The following is a 22,034-nucleotide window of genomic DNA, read 5'->3' as shown; positions in this document are numbered from 1 at the left end:
ACTATTGCGGCCGCAAACCAGCATTTTCTCGCAGGTCCGAGGCACTGCCGGCGCTGGCACACCGCTTGCTGAAGTCGTCCTACTCACACCGCGAACCGCGCAACAAGACGCGTCAATTGTAGAGAGGAAACCCATGGAGATCGGCTATTTCACGATGCCTTCGCATCCGCCGGAGTGCGGCCTGAAGGAAGGAAACGACTGGGACCTGCAGGTCATGCGCTGGCTCGACGAGCTCGGCTATCAGGAGGCCTGGGTCGGCGAGCACCACACCGCGCCCTGGGAACCCAATCCCACGCCGGACCTTCTGATCGCGCAGGCGCTGATGCAGACCAAGAATATCCGCATCGGACCGGGCGGCTTCCTGCTGCCCTATCACCATCCGGCCGAGCTCGCCAACCGCGTCGCGATGCTCGACCATCTCTCCGAGGGCCGGCTCAATTTCGGCGTCGCGGCTTCGGGGCTGCCAAGCGACTGGGCGATGTTCAACGTCGACGGCATGAGCGGTCAGAACCGCGATATGACCCGCGAGGCGCTGGAGATCATCCTGAAGCTTTGGTCCGATCCCGCGCCCTTCACCTACAAGGGCAAGTTCTGGACGGTGACCAAGCCGGACACGATGTTCGACTTCCTCAAGCCCCACATCAAGCCGTTGCAGGCGCCGCATCCGCCGATCGGCGTTGCCGGCCTGTCGAAGAACTCGGACACGCTGAAGCTTGCCGGCGAGCGCGGCTTCATCCCGATGAGCCTCAATCTCAACCCGGCCTATGTCGGCAGCCATTGGGACTCGGTCGAGATCGGCGCCGCCAAGACCGGCCGCAAGCCGAATCGCCAGGACTGGCGGCTGGTCCGCGAGGTGTTCGTCGCGGATACCGACGAGGAGGCGTGGAAGCTTTCGACCGGCGACATGATGGGCCGGATGATGAGCGAGTACTTCCTGCCCCTGCTCGGCCATTTCGGCTTCAAGGACTATCTGAAGCACGCCCCTGATGTGCCCGACAGCGACGTCACCGTCGAATATTGCGCCAAGCGGAACTGGATCGTCGGTTCGCCCGCGACGGTCGCCGAGAAGATCGAGAAGATCTATGACGAGGTCGGCGGCTTCGGCGTGCTGCTGGTGTTCGGCTTCGACTACAAGCACAAGGCCGAGGCCTGGCACCACTCGCTCTCGCTGCTGCGCAACGAGGTGATGCCGCGCCTGAAGCATCTCGGCTCCGCGCAGAAGGCGGCTTGACCCGATGCGGGTGCGGCGCGATCGTGCCTCACCCGCACTCGTTTCGGAGATTTCGACGTGAGCGTCGACGCAAAGGATTTCAAACAGGCGATGCGCCAATGCGCCGGCGCGGTTGCGCTGGTCACGGTTGGCGCCGAGCACGGCAAGCGCACCGGGTTGACGGTGACCTCGGCCTGCTCACTGTCGGACAACCCGCCCTCGCTGATCGTCTGCGTCAACCGCAACGCCAGTGCACATGCGCGCATCCGCGAGGAAGGCGCCTTCGCGATCAATTTCTTGCATGAGGACCACGCCGCGCTCGCGTTGACCTTCAGCGGCCAGAAGGGCGTCAACGGCGACGATCGCTTTGCGTTTGGCCAGTGGACGCGCGGGGTGACAGGCGCGCCGCTGCTTACGGATGCGGTCGCCGCCTTCGATTGCGTGCTGGCGCAGGAATTCGAGACAAAGACGCATTCGATCTTCGTCGGCGAAGTGCGGGGGGTGTCACATTCCGACGGAGCCGCGCCGCTGGTCTATTTGCGCAGCAGCTTTCATGTCCCTCAAGAAATCCGCGAGACCGTTTCAGTCGGCGACCTCGATTCGCGGCATCTGAGCTGGACCGATTTTTCGTAAGAGAGCGACGCGACGAACTCGCTGCCCTTCCCTTCTCCCCTTGTGGGAGCGGGTATGACCGTCGCGTCTCCGGTCCCATGATCTAGAACAGATCGTAGCCGGGCGTGAGGATGCCACCCGGATCATGACGGCGCCTGGCCTCGCGCAGCAGCGGCCATCTCGGGCCGAAATGATCGGCCCAGTCCTGCGACGACATCGCAAGCGCGCTCACCGGGTAGAGCATGCCGCCAGCAGCGCGAATGCGATCGTACAGCATGCGATTGCGGGTGAGCTGCTGATCGGCATGCGCCTTGTCTGCCGACGCCGGGATGCGGATGAGATTGAACGGGAACACGACGCGCTCGTCGGGCAATCGAAGCAGGGGCGTGCGGCATTCGTTCGTGAATATCGGGTAATAAGTGATCCGTCCGAATGGGCCGAGATCATCGGCGTTCAGCCCGGCAATGACCTCGCTTGCGACCTCCAGCGCGTTGCTACCGCGCAGATAGGTCAGGAGCCAGGGGTGCGGATTGAACCATTGGCCGTTTGACCGCAGCAGCTTTTCGAGCTTGGCGAATGCGTTGGCGTCGTCGCCGAAGGCAAGGTCGGAGACAGTCTCGTGCTTGTTGGACAGCCCCACAAGCAGAGCCTTGTCGTCGGGAGGCGTGCTGCTGTCGTAGAAGACGCCTGCTTCCAGTTGGTAGCGCCAGCCGCCGGCACCGTCGGGCACGACGGCCCCCTGCAACTGGTCGAAGCGCGCCGCGTCCAGAGCGCGCCGCTGATCGGCCGTCAGCGACGCAAGATCGGGGTAAGACAGCAGATAGCGCCTGACTCGTTTGGGTGCGCGCATCAAGGCAAGCGTTGCCCGGGTGATGATCGCGCATTGCGCCAGCCCGGCCCGAACGGCATCGAAGAGCTCGGCATGCGCGGTCGGCGAGCAGGTCAGCTCCACGCCTTCGCCGGTGACGACATCGAGTTCCAGAACCTGGTCGGTCTGGAGGCCGTGGCGGGAGGACGACCCGCCGATTCCGCCGACGGCGAGCGTGCCACCAACGGACAGGCCGAGGTAGTTGGTCAGGACCGGCGGTGCGAGCCCTTTCGCCAAGGTCGCCTCCAACACACTGTGCCAGCTCGCGCCCGCGTCAACGACGACGCGATCAGACTCGATCCGGTGGATCGCGGCGAGCGCACCGAGATCCATCACGATGCCGTCCTCGGCCATGGCCCGGCCGTAGGTCGCGTGGCCCTGTCCGCGCGCGGCGACCTTCAGCCCCTGCTCGCGCGTCCAGCGCAGGATATCGGCGACTTCGCCGTGGGTCGCGGGTTTGCAGACGGCCCGCGGCCGCTTCTGAACGATATGGCCGAAATCCTGCGCGGCAGCCGCGCAAGACTCCGGATCGTCCGAAAGCAATATCTTCGGCGGCCGCGGATCGCGCGCGCCGCACTGTCCGGCCAGGGTGGCGGAAGCCAGCGTCGCCGTGACGCTGACGCCCGCGTGCAAGAGTGTCCGTCGGTTGGGAGTCATGGTGCAGTCCTTTGCGCCTCGCCGGGCGGATGGGCCCTTGCGCTTCAAGCTGCGATCGACTGCCCGCCGGGACAACCGGCGCATCGCGGGATAGAGATTCCCGCTAATCGAGAGAATGCGCTCCCGGACGCATCTCAAAGCCGCTCGTGCTTTAACCTCTCGGCCAGCAGATCGACGAAGAGATGCGTCTTCGCCGGCGGTATCGCACTTGGCGGAAACACCGCGCGCACCGGCGTTCGCGGCGCTTCGAACGCCTCCAGCACGATTTCGAGCACGCCTTGATCGACGAGATCGCTGATCTGCCAGAACGGGCCGTATCCGACACCGATGCCGTGACGGGCGGCGGCATGCGCGGCCGTCGTGCCGTCGGTACGAAAGCGGCCATTCACCTGCACGGTCGCCAGGCGGCCGTCGATCTGAAACCGCCATGTATCGGCTTCGCCGCGGTCAGTCCGGCGCAAGATGCATTGATGACCCGCGAGATCATTCGGATGATGCGGACGGCCGTGGCGCCCGAAATAATCGGGGGCGCCGTACACGACGGTACGCAGCTCGCCCAGCCGCCGGGTCTTCAGCGAAGAATCCGGCAATTCCCTGATCCGGACGGCGAGATCAAAGCCATCGCCGACGACATCGACGGGCCGGTCCGACATGTTGACGTCGGCTTCGATCTGCGGAAAGCGCGCCATGAATTCGGCGATCACCGGCACCACATGGGTCGATCCGAACAGGACTGGTGCCGCGACCCTCAGCAGTCCCGACGGCTCGACGCGCCGGTTTGCCGCTTCGAGACGCGCTTCGGTGATCTCCGCAAAGGCCGGCTTGACGCGGCGATAGAACGCGAGCCCCGCCTCGGTCGCCACCGATTGCCGTGTAGTTCGCCGCACCAGCTCGACACCGACGCTCTGCTCCAGCGCAGCCAGCGCGCGGTTCACTGATTGCAGCGATCGCCCGAGTTGTCGCGCGGCGGCGGTCTGGCTGCCGGCCTCGATGACAGCCAGGAAGACTTCGATCTCCTCCATCGAATGCTCTCCTCTCTCGCACTCAGGGAAATGTAGGTGCGCGGCGGCGTGTTTGCCGCCTGGAACCGATCCAGGAGAGTCGAGCACAGTCGGGTTCCGGCGGAAGTCCGCGAACTCGCTAGAATGAGATCTTCAATTGCTTGATCTTGCGATAGAGCGTGGCGCGGCTGAGTTTCAGCACGCGCGCAGCTTCAGTGACGCGGCCACCATGCTTGCGCAGGGTCTCGATGATCGTGGCGCGTTCAGCCGCTTCCAGATCAGGCTCCGCCGCCCTTCCGCCGAATGGCGGAAGATCGAGGTCGGTGTCGGCGATGACGCCGTTCTCCGCAGTGCACCCCGCGAGCCGCAGCACGTGGCGGAGCTGGCGCATGTTGCCGGGATAGGAATAGGCCTCCAGCAACGCCCAGGCCTCGTCCGACAGGCGGCAGTCCGGCGCCTCCTCGCGCGCGATCTGGCGGATGATGTCATCCCGGTCGGCGCGCTCACGCAACGCAGGCAGGCGTACCTCCATGCCGCGCAGGCGGAAGTAGAGATCGGCGCGGAAGGCGCCCTCCTCCGCCATGCGGCCGAGATCGCGATGGGTGGCGCTGATCAGGCGGATATCGACGGGAACCGGCTTGAGCGCGCCGAGCGGCCAGACCTCGCGGTTCTCGAGCACGCGCAAGAGGCGGGTCTGCAGCGCGATCGGCATGTCGCCGATCTCGTCGAGGAACAGCGTGCCGCCGTCGGCCTGCACGATCAGACCCTTTGAGCCGTCGCGGCGCGCGCCGGTGAAGGCGCCGGCCTCATAGCCGAACAGCTCGGCATCGATCAGGCTCTCCGGCATCGCCGCGCAGTTCAGCGCGACATAATTGTTGCGCACACGGTTGGTGGCGGCGTGAATCGCGCGCGCGAACACGTCCTTGCCGACGCCGGTCTCGCCATGCAGCAGCACCGGCAGATTGTGATCGCCGATGCTCCTCAGCCGCTTCACGCTCTTGACCAGGCCGGGATCGCGGCCGGCGAGCCGGTGCAGCGCGTCGAAACGATCGACCGGCCCATCGCGGCGCGGCGCATGCGACTTCGCGCGCAGCGGCGGCGCGACATGGCCCTGGCCCAATGGACTGCCGTCGGCACGACGCAGCTCGACGATCACTTCCGTGTTGCGCGAATGATCGAACTTGATGTAGCGCGACAGGTCGATGCCCGATGCAATCAGGCCGTCGGTGAGGCCGAGCAACGCGCGCGCCGAGCGGCAGGCGCCGACGATGCGGCGGTCGTCGTCATAAGCGAGCAGGCCGCTGCCACCGTCGCCCGGCACGGTCGCGATCCAGGCGTTGCGGAAATGGCCGCGGAAGATCGCGCCCTCCATCCGCCGCGTCGCCTCCATCGTCACCGCGAGCGCGAGCTGATGCGCGGCGCGCTCCAGGTCCTCGCGGCAGGAGGTGATGTTGATGGCGCCGGCGAGCCGACCTGCCTGGTCGAACAGCGGCGCCACGGCGCAGGAGAACATGTGCCATTGCGCACGAAAATGCTCGTCGCGATGCACCAGGATCGGCTTCTCCTCGGCGAGCGCGGTGCCGAGCCCGTTTGTACCCTCGAAGGCCTCGGCAAAGTTCGAGCCGGTGTAGATCTTCCAGTCCATGAACATCCGCGCATCGGCTTCGCCGGGCAGACGGCTGAACAGCATGGTCGCGTTCGCATCAGCGAGATTGACGCAGTAGCCGGCGTCGCGCAGCACGCGGGCGAGATCGTCGAGCTCCGGCGTGAGCAGCCGGATCGTCTCCTCCAAGGGCTCGGCGACGTGGCGGATCTCGGACTCGGTCAGCGTCTGCGGCGGGCCCTGACGGGCGGGATCGAGCTTGTGGCTGATCAGGCAGCGCCGCCACGAATTGGCAATCCGCGAAGAGGCATCGACGTCGGCCACGTGATTGGCGACGGACAAGACACGGGCGACATGGTTCGATGCCGACAGGCTGGCCATCGCGGACGTCTCCACCCTGTATTATTGTGCAAAGTCTGGCAGCACGGGCGGGGATGTCAATCGGGAACCGGGAGCAGGTATATGGCGCGATGCCCCAGTGTCGCCATGGCCGGGCTTCGTCCAGGCCATCCACGCCTTTGCCGCGTGTGCGAGAGAACGTGGATGCGGATTGCCTCAAGCGGCTCTGAATTGCTGCACTGCCCTCACCACGTATCAATGCAGGGCCGCTTCTTCTCCGTCCTTGCCGGGGGCTTCGGCACCGAGCGCACCCCCGCCATGATCCACCGCCGCGTCTCGGAGGGGTCGATGACGTTGTCGATCTCGAACACGGAGGCGATCGAGACCGCCTTGCCGTTGGCGTAGAGCTCGGCGACCTTGTTCCGGTAATAGGTCTCGCGCTCTTCGGGGTCGGCGATGGCCTCCATCTCCTTGCGGAAGCCGAGGCGGACATAGCCTTCCAGGCCCATGCCGCCGAACTCGCCGGTCGGCCAGGCCGCCGTAAAGAAGGAGGCATGGAAGCCGCCGCCGATCATCGACTGCGCGCCGAGACCATAGCCCTTGCGCAGCACGATGCCGAACAGCGGCACGGTGAGACTCGCGCCTGTCACGAACATGCGCGAGACGTGCCGCACGATCGCGGTCTTCTCGGCTTCCGGGCCAACCATGAAGCCGGGCGTGTCGCAGAGCGAGACGATCGGCAGGTCGAAGGCATCGCAGAGCTGGAGGAAACGCGCGGCCTTGTCGCCGGCATCGGCATCGATGGCACCGCCGAGATGGCGCGGATTATTGGCGATCAGGCCGAACGGCTTTCCTTCGATGCGGATCAGCGCGGTGATCATGCCGACGCCGTAGTCGCGGCGAAGCTCCAGCACGCTGTCCTTGTCCGCGACGAGATCGATCACGCTGCGGATGTCGTAGACGCGCAGGCGGTTCTCGGGGATGGCGCGGCGGAGCAGGCGCTGGTCGGCGGCTTGCCAGTCTTTCACCGCGCCCTGGAAATAGGACAGGTATTTTTGCGCGACGGATGTCGCCTCTTCCTCGTCCTCGACGACGATATCGATGACGCCGTTGGGCGACTGGAACGAGACCGGGCCGACCTCGGCCGGGTGATAGACGCCGAGCCCGCCGCCTTCAATCATCGCCGGGCCGCCCATGCCGATCGAGGCGTTCTTGGTGGCAATGATGACATCGCAGCAGCCGAGCATCGCGGCGTTGCCGGCAAAGCAATAGCCGGAGACCACGCCGATAACAGGCACGAGGCCGGAGAGCTTCGCGAATTGCACGAATGACGGGCCGTCGAGGCCAGTCATGCCGAGCCGGTCGGTATCGCCCGGCCGGCCGCCGCCGCCCTCGGCGTAAAACACCAAGGGCACACGCCAGTCTTCCGCCAGCGTCAGCATGCGGTCGATCTTCTTGTGGTTCATGTGGCCCTGCGTGCCCGCGAGCACGGTGTAGTCATAGGCCACGACGATGCAGCGCGCTCCCTCGAGGCCGAATTTCTCGGCATTCACTGTGGCGACGCCCATGACGAGGCCGTCGGCCGGCGTGTTCTTGATGAGATCGTCGACCTTGCGCCGACGCCGCTGCGCCGCAATGGCGAGGCTGCCGTACTCCATGAACGAGCCGTCGTCGACAAGCTGGGCGACGTTCTCGCGGGCGGTGCGCTGGTTGGTGTTGCGGCGGCGCTCGACCGAGGCCGGCCGGTTCGCATCGAGCGTATTGGCCTGGCGTGCGATCAGCTCGGCAAGATCAGGACGGATGTGGTCGAGATCGACATCGGCTTCCGCTGCCGATGCATCGGCAGCGACGTCGAGCGGCTCCAGATACATGATCGGTTCGCCATGCATCAGGGTAACGCCATCGGCGGCGACCAGCTTCATCACGCGGCCACCCTGCTCGGCCATGACCAGATGCTCCATCTTCATGGATTCGATCACGGCGAGCTGCTGGCCGGGGCGCACGATCTCGCCCTCCTTCACCTGGATGGTGACGATGGTTCCCTGCAAGGGCGCCGCGACCATCACCGTGCCTTCGGGCACTGCTTGCGCGGCGTGCGCCTCTGCGCCTTGGCCGGCGCTTCGTTCGGTCGCGGCGAAATAGAGCGGCTTGGCAGCGCCATCGGCCGCGTCGACGAGCTTTGCGATGTTGCGATCGATGAAATCGGTCGCAATGCGGTTGGTCCTGAAATCGGGATGCGCAAGCACAGCCTGGAGGAAGGCGATGTTGGTGACGACGCCGTCGATCCTGAACTCACGCAAGGCGCGCGAGGCTTTTGCCACAACGTCGTGCCAGGCTTCGCCCGGCGTATGCACGATGACTTTTGCAAGTAGCGAGTCGAAGGCGGCACTGGTCTTGTAGCCGGCGTAGCCAAAACTATCGACGCGCACGCCGGGCCCCGACGGTGGCTCGAACACGGCGAGCACGCCGCCGGTCGGATGCGTGGCGCCCGCCTCGTCCAGCGTTTCCATGTTGACGCGGAGCTGCATGGCGTAGCCGCGCGGCTTCGGAATCGAGCCCTGCGCCAAGCCAAGCGAGGCCAGCGTCGCGCCTGCAGCAACCGCGAGCTGGGCGCGGACGAGGTCGAGGCCGAGCACCTCTTCCGTCACGGTATGCTCGACCTGGAGCCGCGGATTCGCCTCGATGAAGGCAAAGCTGTCCTCGGCGGTGCCGTCGACCAGGAACTCGAAGGTGCCAAGATTGTCGTAGGCTGCCGCCGTCGCGAGCTGCTTCGCCGCCTCGATGATGCGGCCGCGCAAGGGCTCGCTCAACGACGGGCTCGGCGCCACCTCGACCAGCTTCTGGTGGCGGCGCTGGATGGTGCATTCGCGCTCCCAGAGATGAGAGATCGCGCCATGGCGGTCGCCGATGATCTGGACCTCGATATGGCGTGCCTGCCGGATCAGGCGCTCGGCATAGACACCGTCGAAGCCGAACGCAGCCTTGGCTTCGGACTGACAGCGTGCACAGGCCTCAGCGAGATCGGACGCATTCTCGACCACGCGCATGCCGCGGCCGCCGCCACCGGCCATCGCCTTGATCACGATCGCGGCGTTGCTACCGAGCGATCCGAAGAATGCCGAAATCTCCTCGAGGCTCGACGGTCCGCTGGTGCCGGCGATGATCGGCACGCCGCAGCGCCTCGCCAGCTGCCGTGCTGCGACCTTGTCGCCGAACAGTTCAAGCGCCGTCACCTTTGGCCCGACGAAGGTGATGCCTGCGTCAGCGCAGGCCTTGGCGAATGCGGCGTTCTCGCTGAGAAAGCCATAGCCGGGATGCACGGCATCGCAGCCGGCGCTCTTCGCCGCCGTCACCACGGCCTCGATGTCGAGATAGGCCCGCGCGCCGCGACCGGGAATCTCGACCGCCGCGTCGGCAACACGCACGTGCAGCGAGAGTGCGTCATCCGCGGGATGGATCGCGACCGTCGCGATGCCGGCGTCGGCCGCCGCACGCGCGATGCGGATGGCGATCTCGCCCCGGTTGGCGATCAGGAGCTTCTTGAACGACATGCGGCGTCTCCATGCCGCGCAGCAATGCGCGGGTCGGCAGGTTCGATGATCCTGCTTCTTCACTTTAGCCGCAGCCGTCAAGGGCGGGAAAGCCGGTCGTGGTGACCGGTCCCGCGGGCCGGAATATCAATTGCCCGCGCGCGTCGTGACGATGCGGATAATCCGCGCCACGGCAGATCGTATGAGCGCGATGTCAGGCCGCCCGCACGCCCGCAACGAAGGCACTGACCTCGTTCTCCAGCGATTGCAGCTTCTGCGACAGCCGGCCACTCGATTGCAGCACGAGGCCTGCGGCCTGGCCGGTCTCGGCCGTCGCATCGGTGACGCCGGAGATGTTTTGCGAGACCTGGTCGGTGCCGGAGGCCGCCTCCTGCACACTATGCGCGATCGCCTGCGTCGCGGCGCCCTGCTCCTCGACCGCGGCGGCGATCGACGAGGAGATCTCGTTGACCTCCATGATGGTCTTGCGGATGCTCTCGATGTTGCCGACGACCTGGCTGGTCTCGGCCTGGATCGCGGTGATCTGCGCGCCGATCTCGTCGGTCGCCTTCGCGGTCTGGCTCGCCAGCGATTTCACCTCGCTCGCGACCACGGCAAATCCCTTGCCCGCCTCGCCCGCGCGCGCCGCCTCGATGGTGGCGTTGAGCGCGAGCAGGTTGGTCTGCGAGGCGATCTGGTTGATGAGGTCGATGACCTCGCCGATCTTGTGCGCGGCGGCGGCCAGCCCCTGCACGGTGTCGTTGGTGCGCTGACCGTCCGCGGCGGCCTTGTCGGCCACGCTTGCAGCCTGTGCGACTCGCTGGCTGATCTCTGTGATCGAGGACGACAGCTGACCGGCGGCGGACGCCACCGTCTGCACATTGCTCGACGCCTGCTGGCAGGCGGTCGCGACGAAGCTTGCGCGGTCGGTCGCCTTGTTCGCGGTCTCCGACATGCCTTGCGCGGCCTGCTGCATCGCGCGCGCCTCGTTGAAGACGTCGCGGACGACGGCCTGGACGCTCGCCTCGAACTTGCCGGCGAGATCAGCCATCGTCTTGCGTTTCTCGTCGTCGACCCTCTGCTTCGTTTCCTGCTGCTCGGCATGCATGCGGCCCACCGCCGACGCATTGTCCTTGAACACGGCGAGCGCCTTGGCGAGCCCGCCGACCTCGTCGCTGCGGCCGGTGTAGGGCACCTCGAACGCGCTGTCGCCGGCGGCGAGCCGCTCGGTCAGCGTGGTGATTTTCGCGAGCGGCCGGGTCACGCTGCGGCCGATCACGAAGGAGCAGGCGAGCACCAGGACTAGAACGGCCAGACATATATAGGCGAAAGTCATCGCGTTCTGGCGAAAAACGGCGTCGACGTCATCGAGATAAATGCCGGTACCGATGATCCATCCCCAGGGCGCAAAGCCCTTCACATAGGAGATTTTCCCGACCGGCTGCTCGAAGCCGGGCTTCGGCCAGAGATAGCCGTAGAAGCCAGCGCCCTGCTTGTTGACGACGTCAACGAAGCCCATGAACAGCGCGTTGCCGGCGGGGTCCTTCATGCCGGAGAGATCCTTGCCGTCGAGCTCGGGCTTGATCGGGTGCATGACCATCTTGGGGGCCATGTCGTTGATCCAGAAATACTCGACCTTGTCATAACGCAGGCTCTTGATCGCTGCGATCGCCGCGGCCTGCGCCTGTTCGCGTGGCAGCTTTCCATCGCTCTCGAGCTTCTGATAGTGGGCGAGAATGCCGTAGCCGACATCGACCATGTGCTGCGTCTTGGCCTGGCGGTCGGCGATCATCTGCGCGCGCAGGGTCGAGAGCGCGATCGGCGCCAGAGCGATCATGCCGAGGAGGCTGATACCGACAATCAGGACCAGCTTGAAACTGATGCGGGAGAAAAACATCGGTGCTCGCAAATTTTGGCGGGGCTGATATGCCATTTTATCCCGCCTCCCTTAGCAAAGCTTTAAGCATCCCGGTTCTCGATCGCCCGCAAAACTATCCGGAATCGGGCGCGGCTCAATTTGGCGTTAATCCGCTCGCGCAAAACTGCGGCAAGGGAGCCAGACAAATGCCAATCAACGCCGCCACAGAAGCCCGCCGCCTCGACACTCTCGCCCAGCTCGACATCCTCGACACGCCGCGCGAGCCCGCGTTCGATCGTTTGACGGCGCTGTGCAAGCGGATCTTCGGCGTGCAGATGTCGACGCTGACGCTGATCGACGGACACCGGCAGTGGTTCAAGGCCGAGGTCGGCATGGCCGATCGCGAGACCGATCGCCGTCCGGCGCTATGCAGCCTCGCCATCGAGCAGGACACTCCGCTGGTCATTCCCGACACCCATGAAGATCCGCGCGTCGCCGACAATATCTTCGTGCGCGAACGCCCCTTCATCCGCTTTTATGCCGGCGTGCAGCTCAAGATCTCCGGTGTTAATATCGGCACGCTCTGCATCATGGACGCCACACCGCGCCAGTTCGATGCCGAGGCGCTCGGCATCCTCGCCGATCTCGCCGCAGTCGCCGTCGACGAATTGCTGCTGCGCAATCTCAGCATGCAGGACAACCTGACCGGAGCGTTGTCGCGCCGCGCCTTCCGCGCCGAAGCTGAACGTCTTGCGTCGCTGGCCAACAGGCACGGCCACAAGCTGACGCTCGCGGTGCTCGACGTCGATCACTTCAAGGGAGTCAACGACCGTTACGGTCATGCCGTCGGCGATGCCGTGCTGTCGTCGGTCATCGCGACCTGCCGCCGCTCGTTGCGCGGCTCCGACATCGTCGGCCGCATCGGCGGCGAAGAATTCGCCATCCTGCTGCCGCACACGGACCTCGCCAGCGGCATGGCCGCGATCGAAAAGACGCGCGTGGCCATTGCAGGCCAAGCAATTGATACGCCGTGCGGACCGGTCCCCGTCACCTGCAGCTTCGGCGCTGCCTCACTGCTCAGCGGCCAGCATTTTGACGACGCCCTGCGCAACGCCGATCTCGCAATGTACTCGGCCAAAAACGCGGGCCGCAACCAGACTATCGCCTGGGTCGATCCCGCGCCCTCGATCTCGCCGGCACGCCGGCGCGTGTTCAAGGCCGGCCAGATCACCTTCAACTCGGGCCGCTCGACCTTCGACTGCACCGTGCGTGCGCTCTCCGAGGACGAAGCGACGATCGAGGTGATCTCAACCGCCGACGTGCCCGATCAGTTCAAGCTGGCGATTGCCAGCGACGGCCTGTCGCGGGCCTGCCGGATGGTGTCCAAGAGGGACACCCGCGTCGACGTCGCATTCGTGTGAGCACACTTTAGAATTCGTCGACATTTCGTGTCTGTTTTGGAATAGCTCCAAACAGGGAGCTTCCAATGTGCCGCGCGCTTCTAGAAGACCTCGATATCGGCCTTCGCGGCGTTGACTTGCGCGAGCCCCTGACCGAACGATCGGCGCAAATCTTTTTGCGCCGGCCGGGGCGTGCGCGCAGCCAACAGTTGGAGGCTCCATGCATCAATCGACACACACCAGGACGCTCGACCTTCCCGCGCTGTGCGCCGCGGAGCGGCTCTTCATCTGGGGATTTCGGGCCAAGGCACGCAGCGGGACCGCGGTTCCGACCGCGGCCGATATCCAGCAAGTGTACGACCATTTCCGCGTCGGCGACGCCGTACCTTCGCTGGAATCCATCATCGAGATCTTTGCGTGCACGGCGCATACGGCCATCGAGGTTCATTGCCCTACCTGTCCGAAGATGTCCGATAGCGAGCACGGAATCCTGCACGCCATCGCCGCGGCACAGCAGGAGCGCATCGATGTCGCGCGCGAACAGTTCGAGAGCTGGTTGCCGCCGGTCGGTGCCGATTGGGCGCTCGCACCGGTGCGAGGGCTTGCAACGATCTTCCGCATGGCTGGCCTCATCCTGCCCGATCGACACGTTCAATCTTTCGACCGTGACCGGACGATGATGATGAAGAGCTGGCTGGTCGGAAGTCCCACGCTGCACTGACGAGACCATTCATGCTCCACGATACGTGCGGTTCTGCGCCAGTCCAGGAAGCCGGCCAGTCGCCGCTCTGTCCGCTCCAGGCCGCGCTTGCGACGCGTCCATGCGTCGAGAGCTACGATGAATTTTCCCGCGTCGCGCTGTCGCTGTTCCGGTTCATCGGAGCGGCCTATGCGACCGGCGCCTCCGACTGCTGGGAAGCGGCCTATCGCTTCGCCGACGAGGCGCCGGGCATCGCCGACAGTCCGCTGCTGGTGGCGCGCGCCGCCGCGCTCGTCAGGATCCTGCGCAGCGGCCGGCCGTGCGAACTGTGCTTCATGCCGCCGTCGTGCCGGCGCCTGTCGAAGGACGAGGCGGAATTGATGCGACTGTTGGCGGTCGCGCGAAGCAAGCAGCCGGGCGAACTCGAGTCTGTCGTTTGCCAGTTCGTCGGCAACGAGAACGAGATCGCGACGACGCGCGCGGTCAACGCGCTCGCCTTGTGCTGACGCTTTGATGGGTTCTAGTCGCATCTCAAGCGACCTTGCGCTATCAACATCGCCATGGAGACGCAGTGCTCGATGCCCTCCATAAAACCTCCAGACGGCCCCAGGGATCACCACCGCTGGGGTCGTCGTTTTGCGGCCTGACCTAACCGCCCTTCTTGCCGAGCACGAGATCGATGGTGTGAGCCGCGATCTTGCGCAGCTGCGGCTCGTCGCCGAAGGCACGTTCGAGCACTCCAAGGCCGCGCGTCACCGTGATGATGTGCAGCGCTGCGGCCGCAGGATTGCCATTGAACTCACCGCGCTCTGCGCCTGCCGCCAACGTCTCTTGAACAAGCATGGTGATGCGCGAGATGAGGCCCGCAAAAGCCTGACGCGCGTCTTCATCCAAGCCATCTCCTTCGGCCGCGCCGAGCTCCATCAATCCGCGCGTGGTCGGACATCCCCGTGGCGGCGAGCCCGAGCGGAAGTTGGTGATGGTCAACTCGAAGAACGTGGTGAGGCGTTTTCGCAACGAGCCCGCGCCGAGCGCCTTTTGCAGGGCGAGGAGATAATCGCCCGCATAACGCTCATAGGCCTGGAGGAACAGCGCCTCCTTGCTGCCGAACGCGTTGTACAGGCTGCCGCGCTGAACGCCGGCATCGCGCGCGATGTCCGACAGCGACGTGCCGCGCACGCCCTTGCGCCAAAACTGGTCGAACGCGATGCGCAGGACATCGTCGTGGTCGAATTCGCGCGGCCTCAAATCCTGCTCCTTTGCCCGCAAAAATATTTGACACGATGTCAATAACGTGTTTTCTCGACATCGTGTCAAAAACTAATTGGAATTGATAGCCCGTTCCGTCAATGGGCCCAACCGCCGGCGCTTGCGTGCGCTCTGGCCGATCAGGCTCGCATGCCAAAAGGGACCAGCTCATGCCTCTCCTTCACGTCTCGATGCGCGCCGGCAAACCGGAAGCCTACCGGCAGGCGATCCTCGATGGTTTGTACCGCGCCATGCGCGAGGCGCTGAACGTGCCCGAGGGCGACGAGTTCATGACCATCAGCGAGCATGACGCCTCGAACTTCCGCTGCGGCAATGCCTATGGCGTCAAGCGCAGCGACGACGCCGTGCTGATCCAGATCACCGTGTTCGCTTCGCGCACCCCTGAGCAGAAGAAGGCGCTGTACCGGCGGATCGCGGAGCTGCTCGGCGAAAACCCGGGCATCCGGCCCGAGGACGTGTTCGTGAATGTGCTCGATGCGCCCGCGGAGAACTGGTCCGTCGGCCACGGCATCGCGCAGTTTGCGTGAGGCCGTGACCTGATTCGGCTGGTTCGAGCTTACGGACACGTATCCCAGAAGCCCTGGGTTCGCGTGAAGTCGGTGTAGTACCAGCACAGGTTCGACGCCGGCGGCTGTCCGGCCCAAGCCGCGGCGGTCGCTGCCGCGACGAAGCCGAGCGCGGCACCCGCGGCGATTGCGCCGCCGGGACGCCAGGAATAGCGCGACGGGCGAGCCCAGGGACGATGCGGCCGGTGGACCGGCGGGCGGTGAGCTATCGGCGGACGCACCGCGGGCGGACGAGGCCGGTGAGCGCCGGGTGGACGATGACCGCCACCCGGGCGGTGACCGCCGCCGCCATGCCGCTGTGCGCTGAAATCGGTGACTGAGGCAACCGGCTCCGCACTCGCCGATGACATCAGGATCGTAGCATCGAGCGGCCAGGCCAGCGCAACGGCGAGCAGTGCAGCTCCGATTGATCGATTCATTCTCATTTCACTCCATGATCAAGCGGATCGAAAACTCTGGCGCATTTTTGTCTTTTGGAAGACGCGGCTCGCAGCGTTACGGCAATGCTGCATTTCGTTCGGCGCACATCGATGACACACGCTATTCACGTGCAACACACGCCGCCATGATCCCCTCGAGCTCAGCCCTTGAGAGCACGCCAAGCTCGGCGATGAAGACGATCCGCGATCGCGGCACGCCTTGCGCCGGTGCATCGCCCGGCGCGAGCGTCGCACGGCCGGCCGCGAACTGAAACACCATCTGGCGCCCGGGTTGCTCGACGGTCTCGAACAGGCCTTTTGCACGCGCAAGCTTTGGCGCAAGATGGCCGATCGCCTGTTGCAGGCGCGGCAGCGACAGCGGCTGGTCCGAGGCCCAGCTCAGCGTCTCGAAGCGCTCCTCGGACGGCCGTCGCGGCCCTGGCTCGCGCGGCGTGGGCGCGCGGTCGACATTCGCGGGAAACAGCAGCGCGGACGGAATCTCGCCGTGTTTCGCATCGACCACCACGGCAGGGACGCGCTGCGCGCGGATGGCCTCGCGCATCCGCGCGCCGGCCCCCTCATCCGCCAGATCCAGCTTGCTCAGCGCCACGATATCGGCGACGCGCAATTGCGAACGGTGGAGCGCATCATCCAGGGCAGCCGTCGATGCCGCCGCATCCATCACGCAGAGCACCGTCTCCAGCGGCGCCTCGCGCAGGATCACGGGGTCCATCAGGTTGCGGACGATGTCGGCGGGATCGGCGACGCCGCTGGTCTCGATGACGATATATTCGGGCTTCAGATCGCGCCGAAGCAGCGTCGAGAGCGTGCGCAGGAGATCGCCTTCGAGCGAGCAGCAGATGCAACCATTGGCGAGGCTGACCACGCCGTCGCTCGCACCCGCGATCAGCTCCGCGTCGATGTTGATCGCGCCGAAATCGTTGACGATTGCCGCGATCCGCCGTCCCTCCGCGTTCGCCAGCAGACGGTTCACGACCGTCGTCTTGCCCGCCCCCAAAAAGCCCGTCACCAGGAGAATGGGGACCGGCATGGGATCAGCCCTCGACGACGGGGCGGCGCACAGGACGGCCGGGTCGCGCTGCCACGTCCAGCACGCCATCGCTGATCAGAGGCTGGCCGCTGACGATCAGATGCCGCACGCCTTCCGATGGGCGGTTCATCGCCGTGAAGGTCGCGCGGTCGCTGAGCTTTTCGTAGTCGAGCACGACGATGTCGGCATCGGCGTCCTTGGCGAGGCGGCCCTTGGCGCGCATCGCGGGCGTGCTTTGCGACAGGATCTCCGCCGGGATCAGCGCGCATTTGCGCACGCCTTCCAGCAGCGACACGGATTTGCGCTCGCGCACCCATTCGCGGATGAACTTCGTGAAGCAGCCAGCCGAGCGCGGATGCGAGGTGGCGTCATCCGGCAGCGGCCAGGCATCGCCGGTGTAGGTCTTGCCGTCCGACGTCGTCCACGGCATCGCATCTGACGCAATCGCGCCGCCGGGATAGAGCACCGACATGTCGAGCAGATCGCGATGATGCGCATTGTTCTCGGTGTCGAGGATGTGCCAGAGCACCAGCGAGGACGGCTCTTCGGCCTGCGCCTTCAGCAGCTCCTCGCGATCGCGGAAGCGGTGACCGTCGGTCACGCGCTGGACGGAATCGTACCCCGTGCCGTTGCGCTCGACGAACTCCGGGTCACTGAAAAAGGCCGCCGCCAGCACGGTCGAGCCGGTACCGTAGGGATAGGCTTCGACCGTGATCGGCAGGCCCTGCGCCTGCGCCTTTTCGACCAGCACGCGGCAGCGCTCGATGTCGGTCTTGCTCGACGAGTTGAAATGGCAGATGTGCATGTGTGCGCCGGTGGCGCCGGCATAACCTATCAGGCGGATATAGGCTTCCGCCGCACTTTCAGGGTCGACGCGCGACATGTAGGCGACGTGGGTGAAGGTCGGCACGTCCTGCCTGGCGGCAAGCTGGCAGACCGCCGTCAGCTCCTGCACGCCGGCGCCCGGCGCGTAGGCGTTCAAGATGCCGATGCCGATGCCGCCCTCGTTCAGGCCGCGCGCGAGACGCTCGAGGATGCCGGCGACCTCCGCATCGCTCGCCACGTTGTCCATCCAGCGGCGGTCGCGCATGGCGTTGCCGAACGCCTCCAGCGAGCTCTCCGCATTCGAGCCGGTCATCGCGCCGATGCGCGCAAAGGCCCAGTTAGTGGCAGCGCCGTAGTTGAGCACGCGCCCCTTCCGCGCCTGGCGCTCATACCAGGACCCGACCGGCAGCACGCCGGCCTCGAGATCGAGTGTCGTCGTCACGCCGTCGAACGCCTGCATGCGGTCGGCCGGGATCGACTGGCCGTGCGCGTGCAGATCGATGAAGCCGGGCGCGACCACGAGCCCGGTCGCGTCGATCTCCCGCTCGGCGCCGCCGAGGCCCGTGCCGACCGCCGCGATCTTGCCGTCCACCACCGCCACATCGCCAATGGCATCCATCCCGCTTGCGGGATCCACCACCCGTCCGCCAGAGATCACCAAGCCGCTCATGTCGTCACTCCGCATGCTATTGCCAGAACCTCCGAAGACCCGGCAGCAGCTCCGGAGGCGCGGAGCGCATAGTGCAGATTTTGGAGGGAACGACTACCGCCGCTGATGCCGATGCAGCATGCATATCGTCGCAAGGCTATTGCCTGAAACGCGCAGGCGGGGTGCAGTCTCGGGTTGCATAGTCGCAAATGCCAAGCTATTGGATGCCCGTAATTTCAGTTTTGGAGGCGACCATGTCTACGACTGCACGCTTCCCGGGTTCGACGCGCGATATTTGACGCGCCCCGCCCGGGATCGATTCCCGGGTGAGACCACAACGTTCGGCATCACATCGAATCTGCCGCGGCCTGTCGGCGCGCGATCGCGAACCTATTGTCATGACATCCAATCTCCTGCCGGCCCCTCGTCAGGTGGCCGGTCATTCCGACCTGCTTGAACGCAGGCTTCGGCGATACCATCCACGTTGCCAGGGTGCTGTACGTGCCCGGGCCGCGCGGCACCCGCGCCTGGCCGATCTCGCCGCGAGCTTTCCCGCGCTGCTCTTCGCGCTGGCCGTTCCGCGAGCCCGGCTCGATCCCGCGCGCGCCATTGCGTGCGTGATCGATGGCGCCGCCCTCGCGCAGGTCGCCGCATTTGCGGATCTACCCATGTGGCTGCGCAAGCTTCCTCCCGAAGCGTTCGAGCGCCCGATCCCGCGATTGCCCGACGGTGAACTGTTTCGCCGGCAAATCGCCAACCACCTGCCGCGCTCTCCGAAGCTGGCGCCGGCATGGCTTCAGCTGCTCGCTGACGCCGCCGCGCTCGCGCATGAGCCGATGGCGGCGTGGGTCGCGCGCGAGTTCGTCCGCGAGCCGCAGCGTGTGAAAACTGCGCGGTTGCGGCAGCTCTGTCTCTGGGCGTGGTTTTCGTCTCAGCCCGCCACATTGGGGCACGATCTGATCGAGCGTCCGTGGACCCCCGATCTGCGCATCGATGCCGCACGTTCGGCCGCAAACGATTGGCGAACGGTCGTTGCCCTGCACGCCAACCTCGGCCGCCTGCCGATCGCCGACATGTGGCTGCGGCCCGGCCGGATGGCGAGCTACGAATTCATGCCGCTGGATTCGACTTCCGCCATCGCCGCAGAGGCGAAGGCGATGCGGAATTGCCTCAGAACCTTTGGCAACAGCCTCGCACACAATCAGTCGCGGCTCTGGAGCGTCCGCAAGGACGGCGAGAGGGTCGCGACGTTGCGGATTGCCCGCCGCTTTCGCGATCCGCTGCCGAACCTCGTCGAGCTCAAAGGGCCCGGCAATGTCGAGGCCTCGCGCGAATTGTGGTGGGCCGCTCGCCAATGGCTTCACAAGCACGATCTGTCGCACATCGACATGAGGCAATACGACTGGGGCACGGCACCGCTCGACCGCGGACACTGGACGTCGCTGTGGCGGCCCTACTGGCTCGCCAAGCGCCGCATCCCGGACTGGCTGCCGATCGCTCCGTCGCGCGAGGCGCTCGAAGCGCTGTGAGTTGGAATGATATCTACCGCGGTCCATCGCAGCCCGATCGGCACGCGCTCGCATCCTCGCAGCGGATGCGAGCGCCGTTCATTTGACGCCAAAGGGGATGGATCAACCTTGTCTGCGCGATCGGGATTGTGCGAGTTCAAGCCTTGTCGACGTGGCTTTGGAACATCGCTTTGGCATACTGGAGGCCGACGCCGAAGGGGCCACCGTACTGCTTGGCGATGCCGACGGTGAGGTCGTAGGTCTCCAGACGCGCCCAGTCCCGCTGCAGTTCCAGCAGATAACCCAGCGACGTCATCGGACGCGCACCGGCCTGGATCATGCGCTCGACCGCCCGTTCGTGCGCCTCGATCGTGCAGTCACCGCACGCATCCGTAACGACATAGACTTCATAGCCCTGCTCGAGCGCCGACAACACGGGGCCATTGCAACATACGGAGGTCCAAAGACCGCACATGACAAGGCGGTCCCTGCCGACGGCGTTGACGCGGCGGATGAGATCCTCGTCCTCCCAGCCGTTCGAGGTCGTGCGGTCGGCGACTTCCGCATTCGGAAAGGCATCGGTGATTTCACTGAACAATGGACCAGCGAAGGTATCCTTCGAAATCGTCGTGATGATCGTCGGGACTTTGAAAGCCTTCGCCGCCTGAGCGAGAATCGCGACATTCGTACGCAATATGGTGATATCGATCGACTTGGTATTGAATGCCATTTGCGACTGATGATCGATCAGGATCAACGCGTGATCATTCGGGCTCAGAAGTGTTCTCGCGGGCTTTGCGATCGCTTTGATGCTCATGCAGGTTCTCTTTCTCGGGATGATGCAGCGTCCTGGTCGCGACGTTGCACAGGTGCGGCACCCGCCGATCGAGCAGCTTTTGGAGTGTCAGGTGTGTCCTGCCACATTGCCATGTCGGGTTTTCCTGACCGCGCTCGTCAGCGGATGATCGCCATCTGGACCCGATCCGACGATCCGACTAGGCCGGTTATCGTGCACTCGGTGCTGAACCAAGTTCATCAATGGTCGAAGACAGTGCGCGATCAGAGCCAGCCGCCTTCGGCAGCGAGCCATCGCGACTTGCGGAAAGCGACGATCTAGCGTGGGACGTCGGTGAGTGATGCGAGACGCAACTTCGAAGCCAGGGTCGGCGCGCACCGCATTCATCACGCGCAACGCGTCCCTGGCTGACGCAGGGCACAATTGCGGCGACAGTGCACTTAGCTCTTATGATGAAATTGCGGTGACAGTGCACTTATCTCTCACGACATGACCCCCATGAGAGCAGACGAATTAAATGCACTGTCACCGTAATTTGGTATGCGTTCCAAGAGAACGCCACGGAGCAAGCGCTCCGCGAGTGGTGCGCGCTTCATGAGATTGACATCGTTGGGTGAGTTGGTGGCCCGTCAACGGAGAGGAAGGGGGGTAGTTAAGTGCACTGTCACCTAAATTCCATCGGCATATTCCGGCTGACCGGCTCAGTTTAGGGCAACCCTGACGCCCACCGGCTTCCACAACCACATAGCGACTTGGGGATCTTCCGACGCAGCTTGCAGGATCTGCATGGGAACAAGCACGAAGCCATCATTGGGTGCACCATCGCGCTGGCCATTCACTGACCAACCGGAATACAGGCCAACCGAGCCTTCCTTCGGATCGGGATTATTGAGGAATACCGCGGCGCTGCTATCCAACCAACTCGGTCTTGGACGTACCGAATCCGCGCCTTCGAAGAAAAGCAACTATTCCGGAAACCTTGTCAGCGGTCCCAACGAGCTGACAAAATCCAGCCTTGAGGGTGGAAGCCAATATGTCAGAGACCTCGCCGCCGAGCATCCCTAGACCATTTCATCAAGCTGCTGGCGCTCCCTAGGGGAATCGAACCCCTGTTTCAGCCTTGAGAGGGCCGCGTCCTAACCGCTAGACGAAGGGAGCGTGAGGGCTAGCCAA

The 22,034-nt window shown here is 65.0% G+C and carries 18 protein-coding genes and 1 tRNA gene; 7 read left to right on the top strand and 12 right to left on the bottom strand.

Annotated elements, in window-relative coordinates; genetic code table 11:
- Positions 1-133: 133 nt before the first annotated feature.
- Together JQ627_RS11855 and JQ627_RS11850 are read left to right on the top strand one after the other, a co-directional pair.
- Positions 134-1,231: an LLM class flavin-dependent oxidoreductase gene (locus JQ627_RS11855; protein ID WP_212484387.1), complete on the top strand. Its 1,098-nt coding sequence runs from the start codon at positions 134-136 to the stop codon at positions 1,229-1,231.
- A gap of 57 nt (positions 1,232-1,288) precedes the next feature.
- A complete protein-coding gene (locus tag JQ627_RS11850) occupies positions 1,289-1,843 on the top strand; it encodes a flavin reductase family protein (RefSeq protein WP_212484386.1) in 555 nt (184 codons plus the stop codon).
- A gap of 82 nt (positions 1,844-1,925) precedes the next feature.
- Here the strand turns inward: JQ627_RS11850 and JQ627_RS11845 are convergent, their stop codons facing one another.
- From JQ627_RS11845 to JQ627_RS11825, 5 genes are all read right to left on the bottom strand, one after another.
- Positions 1,926-3,347 carry an FAD-binding protein gene (locus JQ627_RS11845; protein ID WP_212484385.1) on the bottom strand — a complete coding sequence of 474 codons (1,422 nt, stop codon included), beginning with the start codon at positions 3,345-3,347 and terminating at the stop codon, positions 1,926-1,928.
- Between the two features lie 134 nt (positions 3,348-3,481).
- Positions 3,482-4,369: a LysR family transcriptional regulator gene (locus JQ627_RS11840; protein ID WP_212484384.1), complete on the bottom strand. Its 888-nt coding sequence runs from the start codon at positions 4,367-4,369 to the stop codon at positions 3,482-3,484.
- A 118-nt stretch (positions 4,370-4,487) separates the two neighbouring features.
- Positions 4,488-6,332, bottom strand: coding sequence for a sigma-54-dependent Fis family transcriptional regulator (locus JQ627_RS11835; RefSeq protein WP_212484383.1), 1,845 nt, complete (start codon positions 6,330-6,332; stop codon positions 4,488-4,490).
- Between the two features lie 203 nt (positions 6,333-6,535).
- Positions 6,536-9,841, bottom strand: a complete 3,306-nt coding sequence (locus JQ627_RS11830; RefSeq protein WP_212484382.1) for a carboxyl transferase domain-containing protein — start codon at positions 9,839-9,841, stop codon at positions 6,536-6,538.
- 193 nt (positions 9,842-10,034) lie between these two features.
- Positions 10,035-11,717, bottom strand: coding sequence for a methyl-accepting chemotaxis protein (locus JQ627_RS11825; protein WP_212484381.1), 1,683 nt, complete (start codon positions 11,715-11,717; stop codon positions 10,035-10,037).
- A 167-nt stretch (positions 11,718-11,884) separates the two neighbouring features.
- On the opposite strand from JQ627_RS11825, the gene JQ627_RS11820 reads away from it, so the two are divergent.
- From JQ627_RS11820 to JQ627_RS11810, 3 genes are all read left to right on the top strand, one after another.
- Positions 11,885-13,099, top strand: a complete 1,215-nt coding sequence (locus JQ627_RS11820; protein WP_212484380.1) for a sensor domain-containing diguanylate cyclase — start codon at positions 11,885-11,887, stop codon at positions 13,097-13,099.
- Positions 13,100-13,298: 199 nt separating this feature from the next.
- Positions 13,299-13,799, top strand: a complete 501-nt coding sequence (locus JQ627_RS11815; RefSeq protein WP_212484379.1) for a hypothetical protein — start codon at positions 13,299-13,301, stop codon at positions 13,797-13,799.
- Positions 13,800-13,810: 11 nt separating this feature from the next.
- Positions 13,811-14,284, top strand: coding sequence for a hypothetical protein (locus JQ627_RS11810; protein WP_212484378.1), 474 nt, complete (start codon positions 13,811-13,813; stop codon positions 14,282-14,284).
- A 142-nt stretch (positions 14,285-14,426) separates the two neighbouring features.
- On the opposite strand, the gene JQ627_RS11805 is transcribed toward JQ627_RS11810, so the two are convergent.
- Complete coding sequence (locus tag JQ627_RS11805; RefSeq protein ID WP_212484377.1) at positions 14,427-15,026, bottom strand: TetR/AcrR family transcriptional regulator; 600 nt, start codon at positions 15,024-15,026, stop codon at positions 14,427-14,429.
- A gap of 170 nt (positions 15,027-15,196) precedes the next feature.
- Here JQ627_RS11805 and JQ627_RS11800 point away from each other — a divergent pair, with 170 nt between their 5' ends.
- Positions 15,197-15,574, top strand: a complete 378-nt coding sequence (locus JQ627_RS11800) for a tautomerase family protein (RefSeq protein ID WP_212484376.1) — start codon at positions 15,197-15,199, stop codon at positions 15,572-15,574.
- Between the two features lie 29 nt (positions 15,575-15,603).
- On the opposite strand, the gene JQ627_RS11795 is transcribed toward JQ627_RS11800, so the two are convergent.
- The 3 genes from JQ627_RS11795 to JQ627_RS11785 form a co-directional block, all read right to left on the bottom strand.
- Positions 15,604-16,032: a hypothetical protein gene (locus tag JQ627_RS11795; RefSeq protein ID WP_212484478.1), complete on the bottom strand. Its 429-nt coding sequence runs from the start codon at positions 16,030-16,032 to the stop codon at positions 15,604-15,606.
- Positions 16,033-16,153: 121 nt separating this feature from the next.
- Positions 16,154-17,083, bottom strand: coding sequence for a GTP-binding protein (locus tag JQ627_RS11790; RefSeq protein ID WP_212484375.1), 930 nt, complete (start codon positions 17,081-17,083; stop codon positions 16,154-16,156).
- A gap of 4 nt (positions 17,084-17,087) precedes the next feature.
- Positions 17,088-18,578, bottom strand: a complete 1,491-nt coding sequence (locus tag JQ627_RS11785; protein ID WP_249143036.1) for an amidohydrolase family protein — start codon at positions 18,576-18,578, stop codon at positions 17,088-17,090.
- A gap of 377 nt (positions 18,579-18,955) precedes the next feature.
- Here JQ627_RS11785 and JQ627_RS11780 point away from each other — a divergent pair, with 377 nt between their 5' ends.
- Entirely contained in the window at positions 18,956-20,086 is a 1,131-nt protein-coding gene (locus JQ627_RS11780) for a hypothetical protein (RefSeq protein ID WP_212484373.1), read from the top strand.
- A gap of 136 nt (positions 20,087-20,222) precedes the next feature.
- Here JQ627_RS11780 and JQ627_RS11775 read toward each other — a convergent pair whose 3' ends face one another.
- From JQ627_RS11775 to JQ627_RS11765, 3 genes are all read right to left on the bottom strand, one after another.
- On the bottom strand, positions 20,223-20,882 hold the full coding sequence (locus JQ627_RS11775) for a hydrolase (RefSeq protein WP_212484372.1): 660 nt from the start codon (positions 20,880-20,882) through the stop codon (positions 20,223-20,225).
- A gap of 680 nt (positions 20,883-21,562) precedes the next feature.
- Positions 21,563-21,826, bottom strand: coding sequence for a hypothetical protein (locus JQ627_RS11770; RefSeq protein WP_212484371.1), 264 nt, complete (start codon positions 21,824-21,826; stop codon positions 21,563-21,565).
- Between the two features lie 118 nt (positions 21,827-21,944).
- A tRNA-Glu gene (locus JQ627_RS11765) sits at positions 21,945-22,019 on the bottom strand.
- Between the last annotated feature and the right edge of the window lie 15 nt (positions 22,020-22,034).

Origin of the sequence: Bradyrhizobium liaoningense (genome assembly GCF_018130785.1) — a bacterium.
GTDB lineage: Bacteria > Pseudomonadota > Alphaproteobacteria > Rhizobiales > Xanthobacteraceae > Bradyrhizobium > Bradyrhizobium liaoningense_A.
This window is presented reverse-complemented; position numbering and strand designations above follow the sequence as displayed.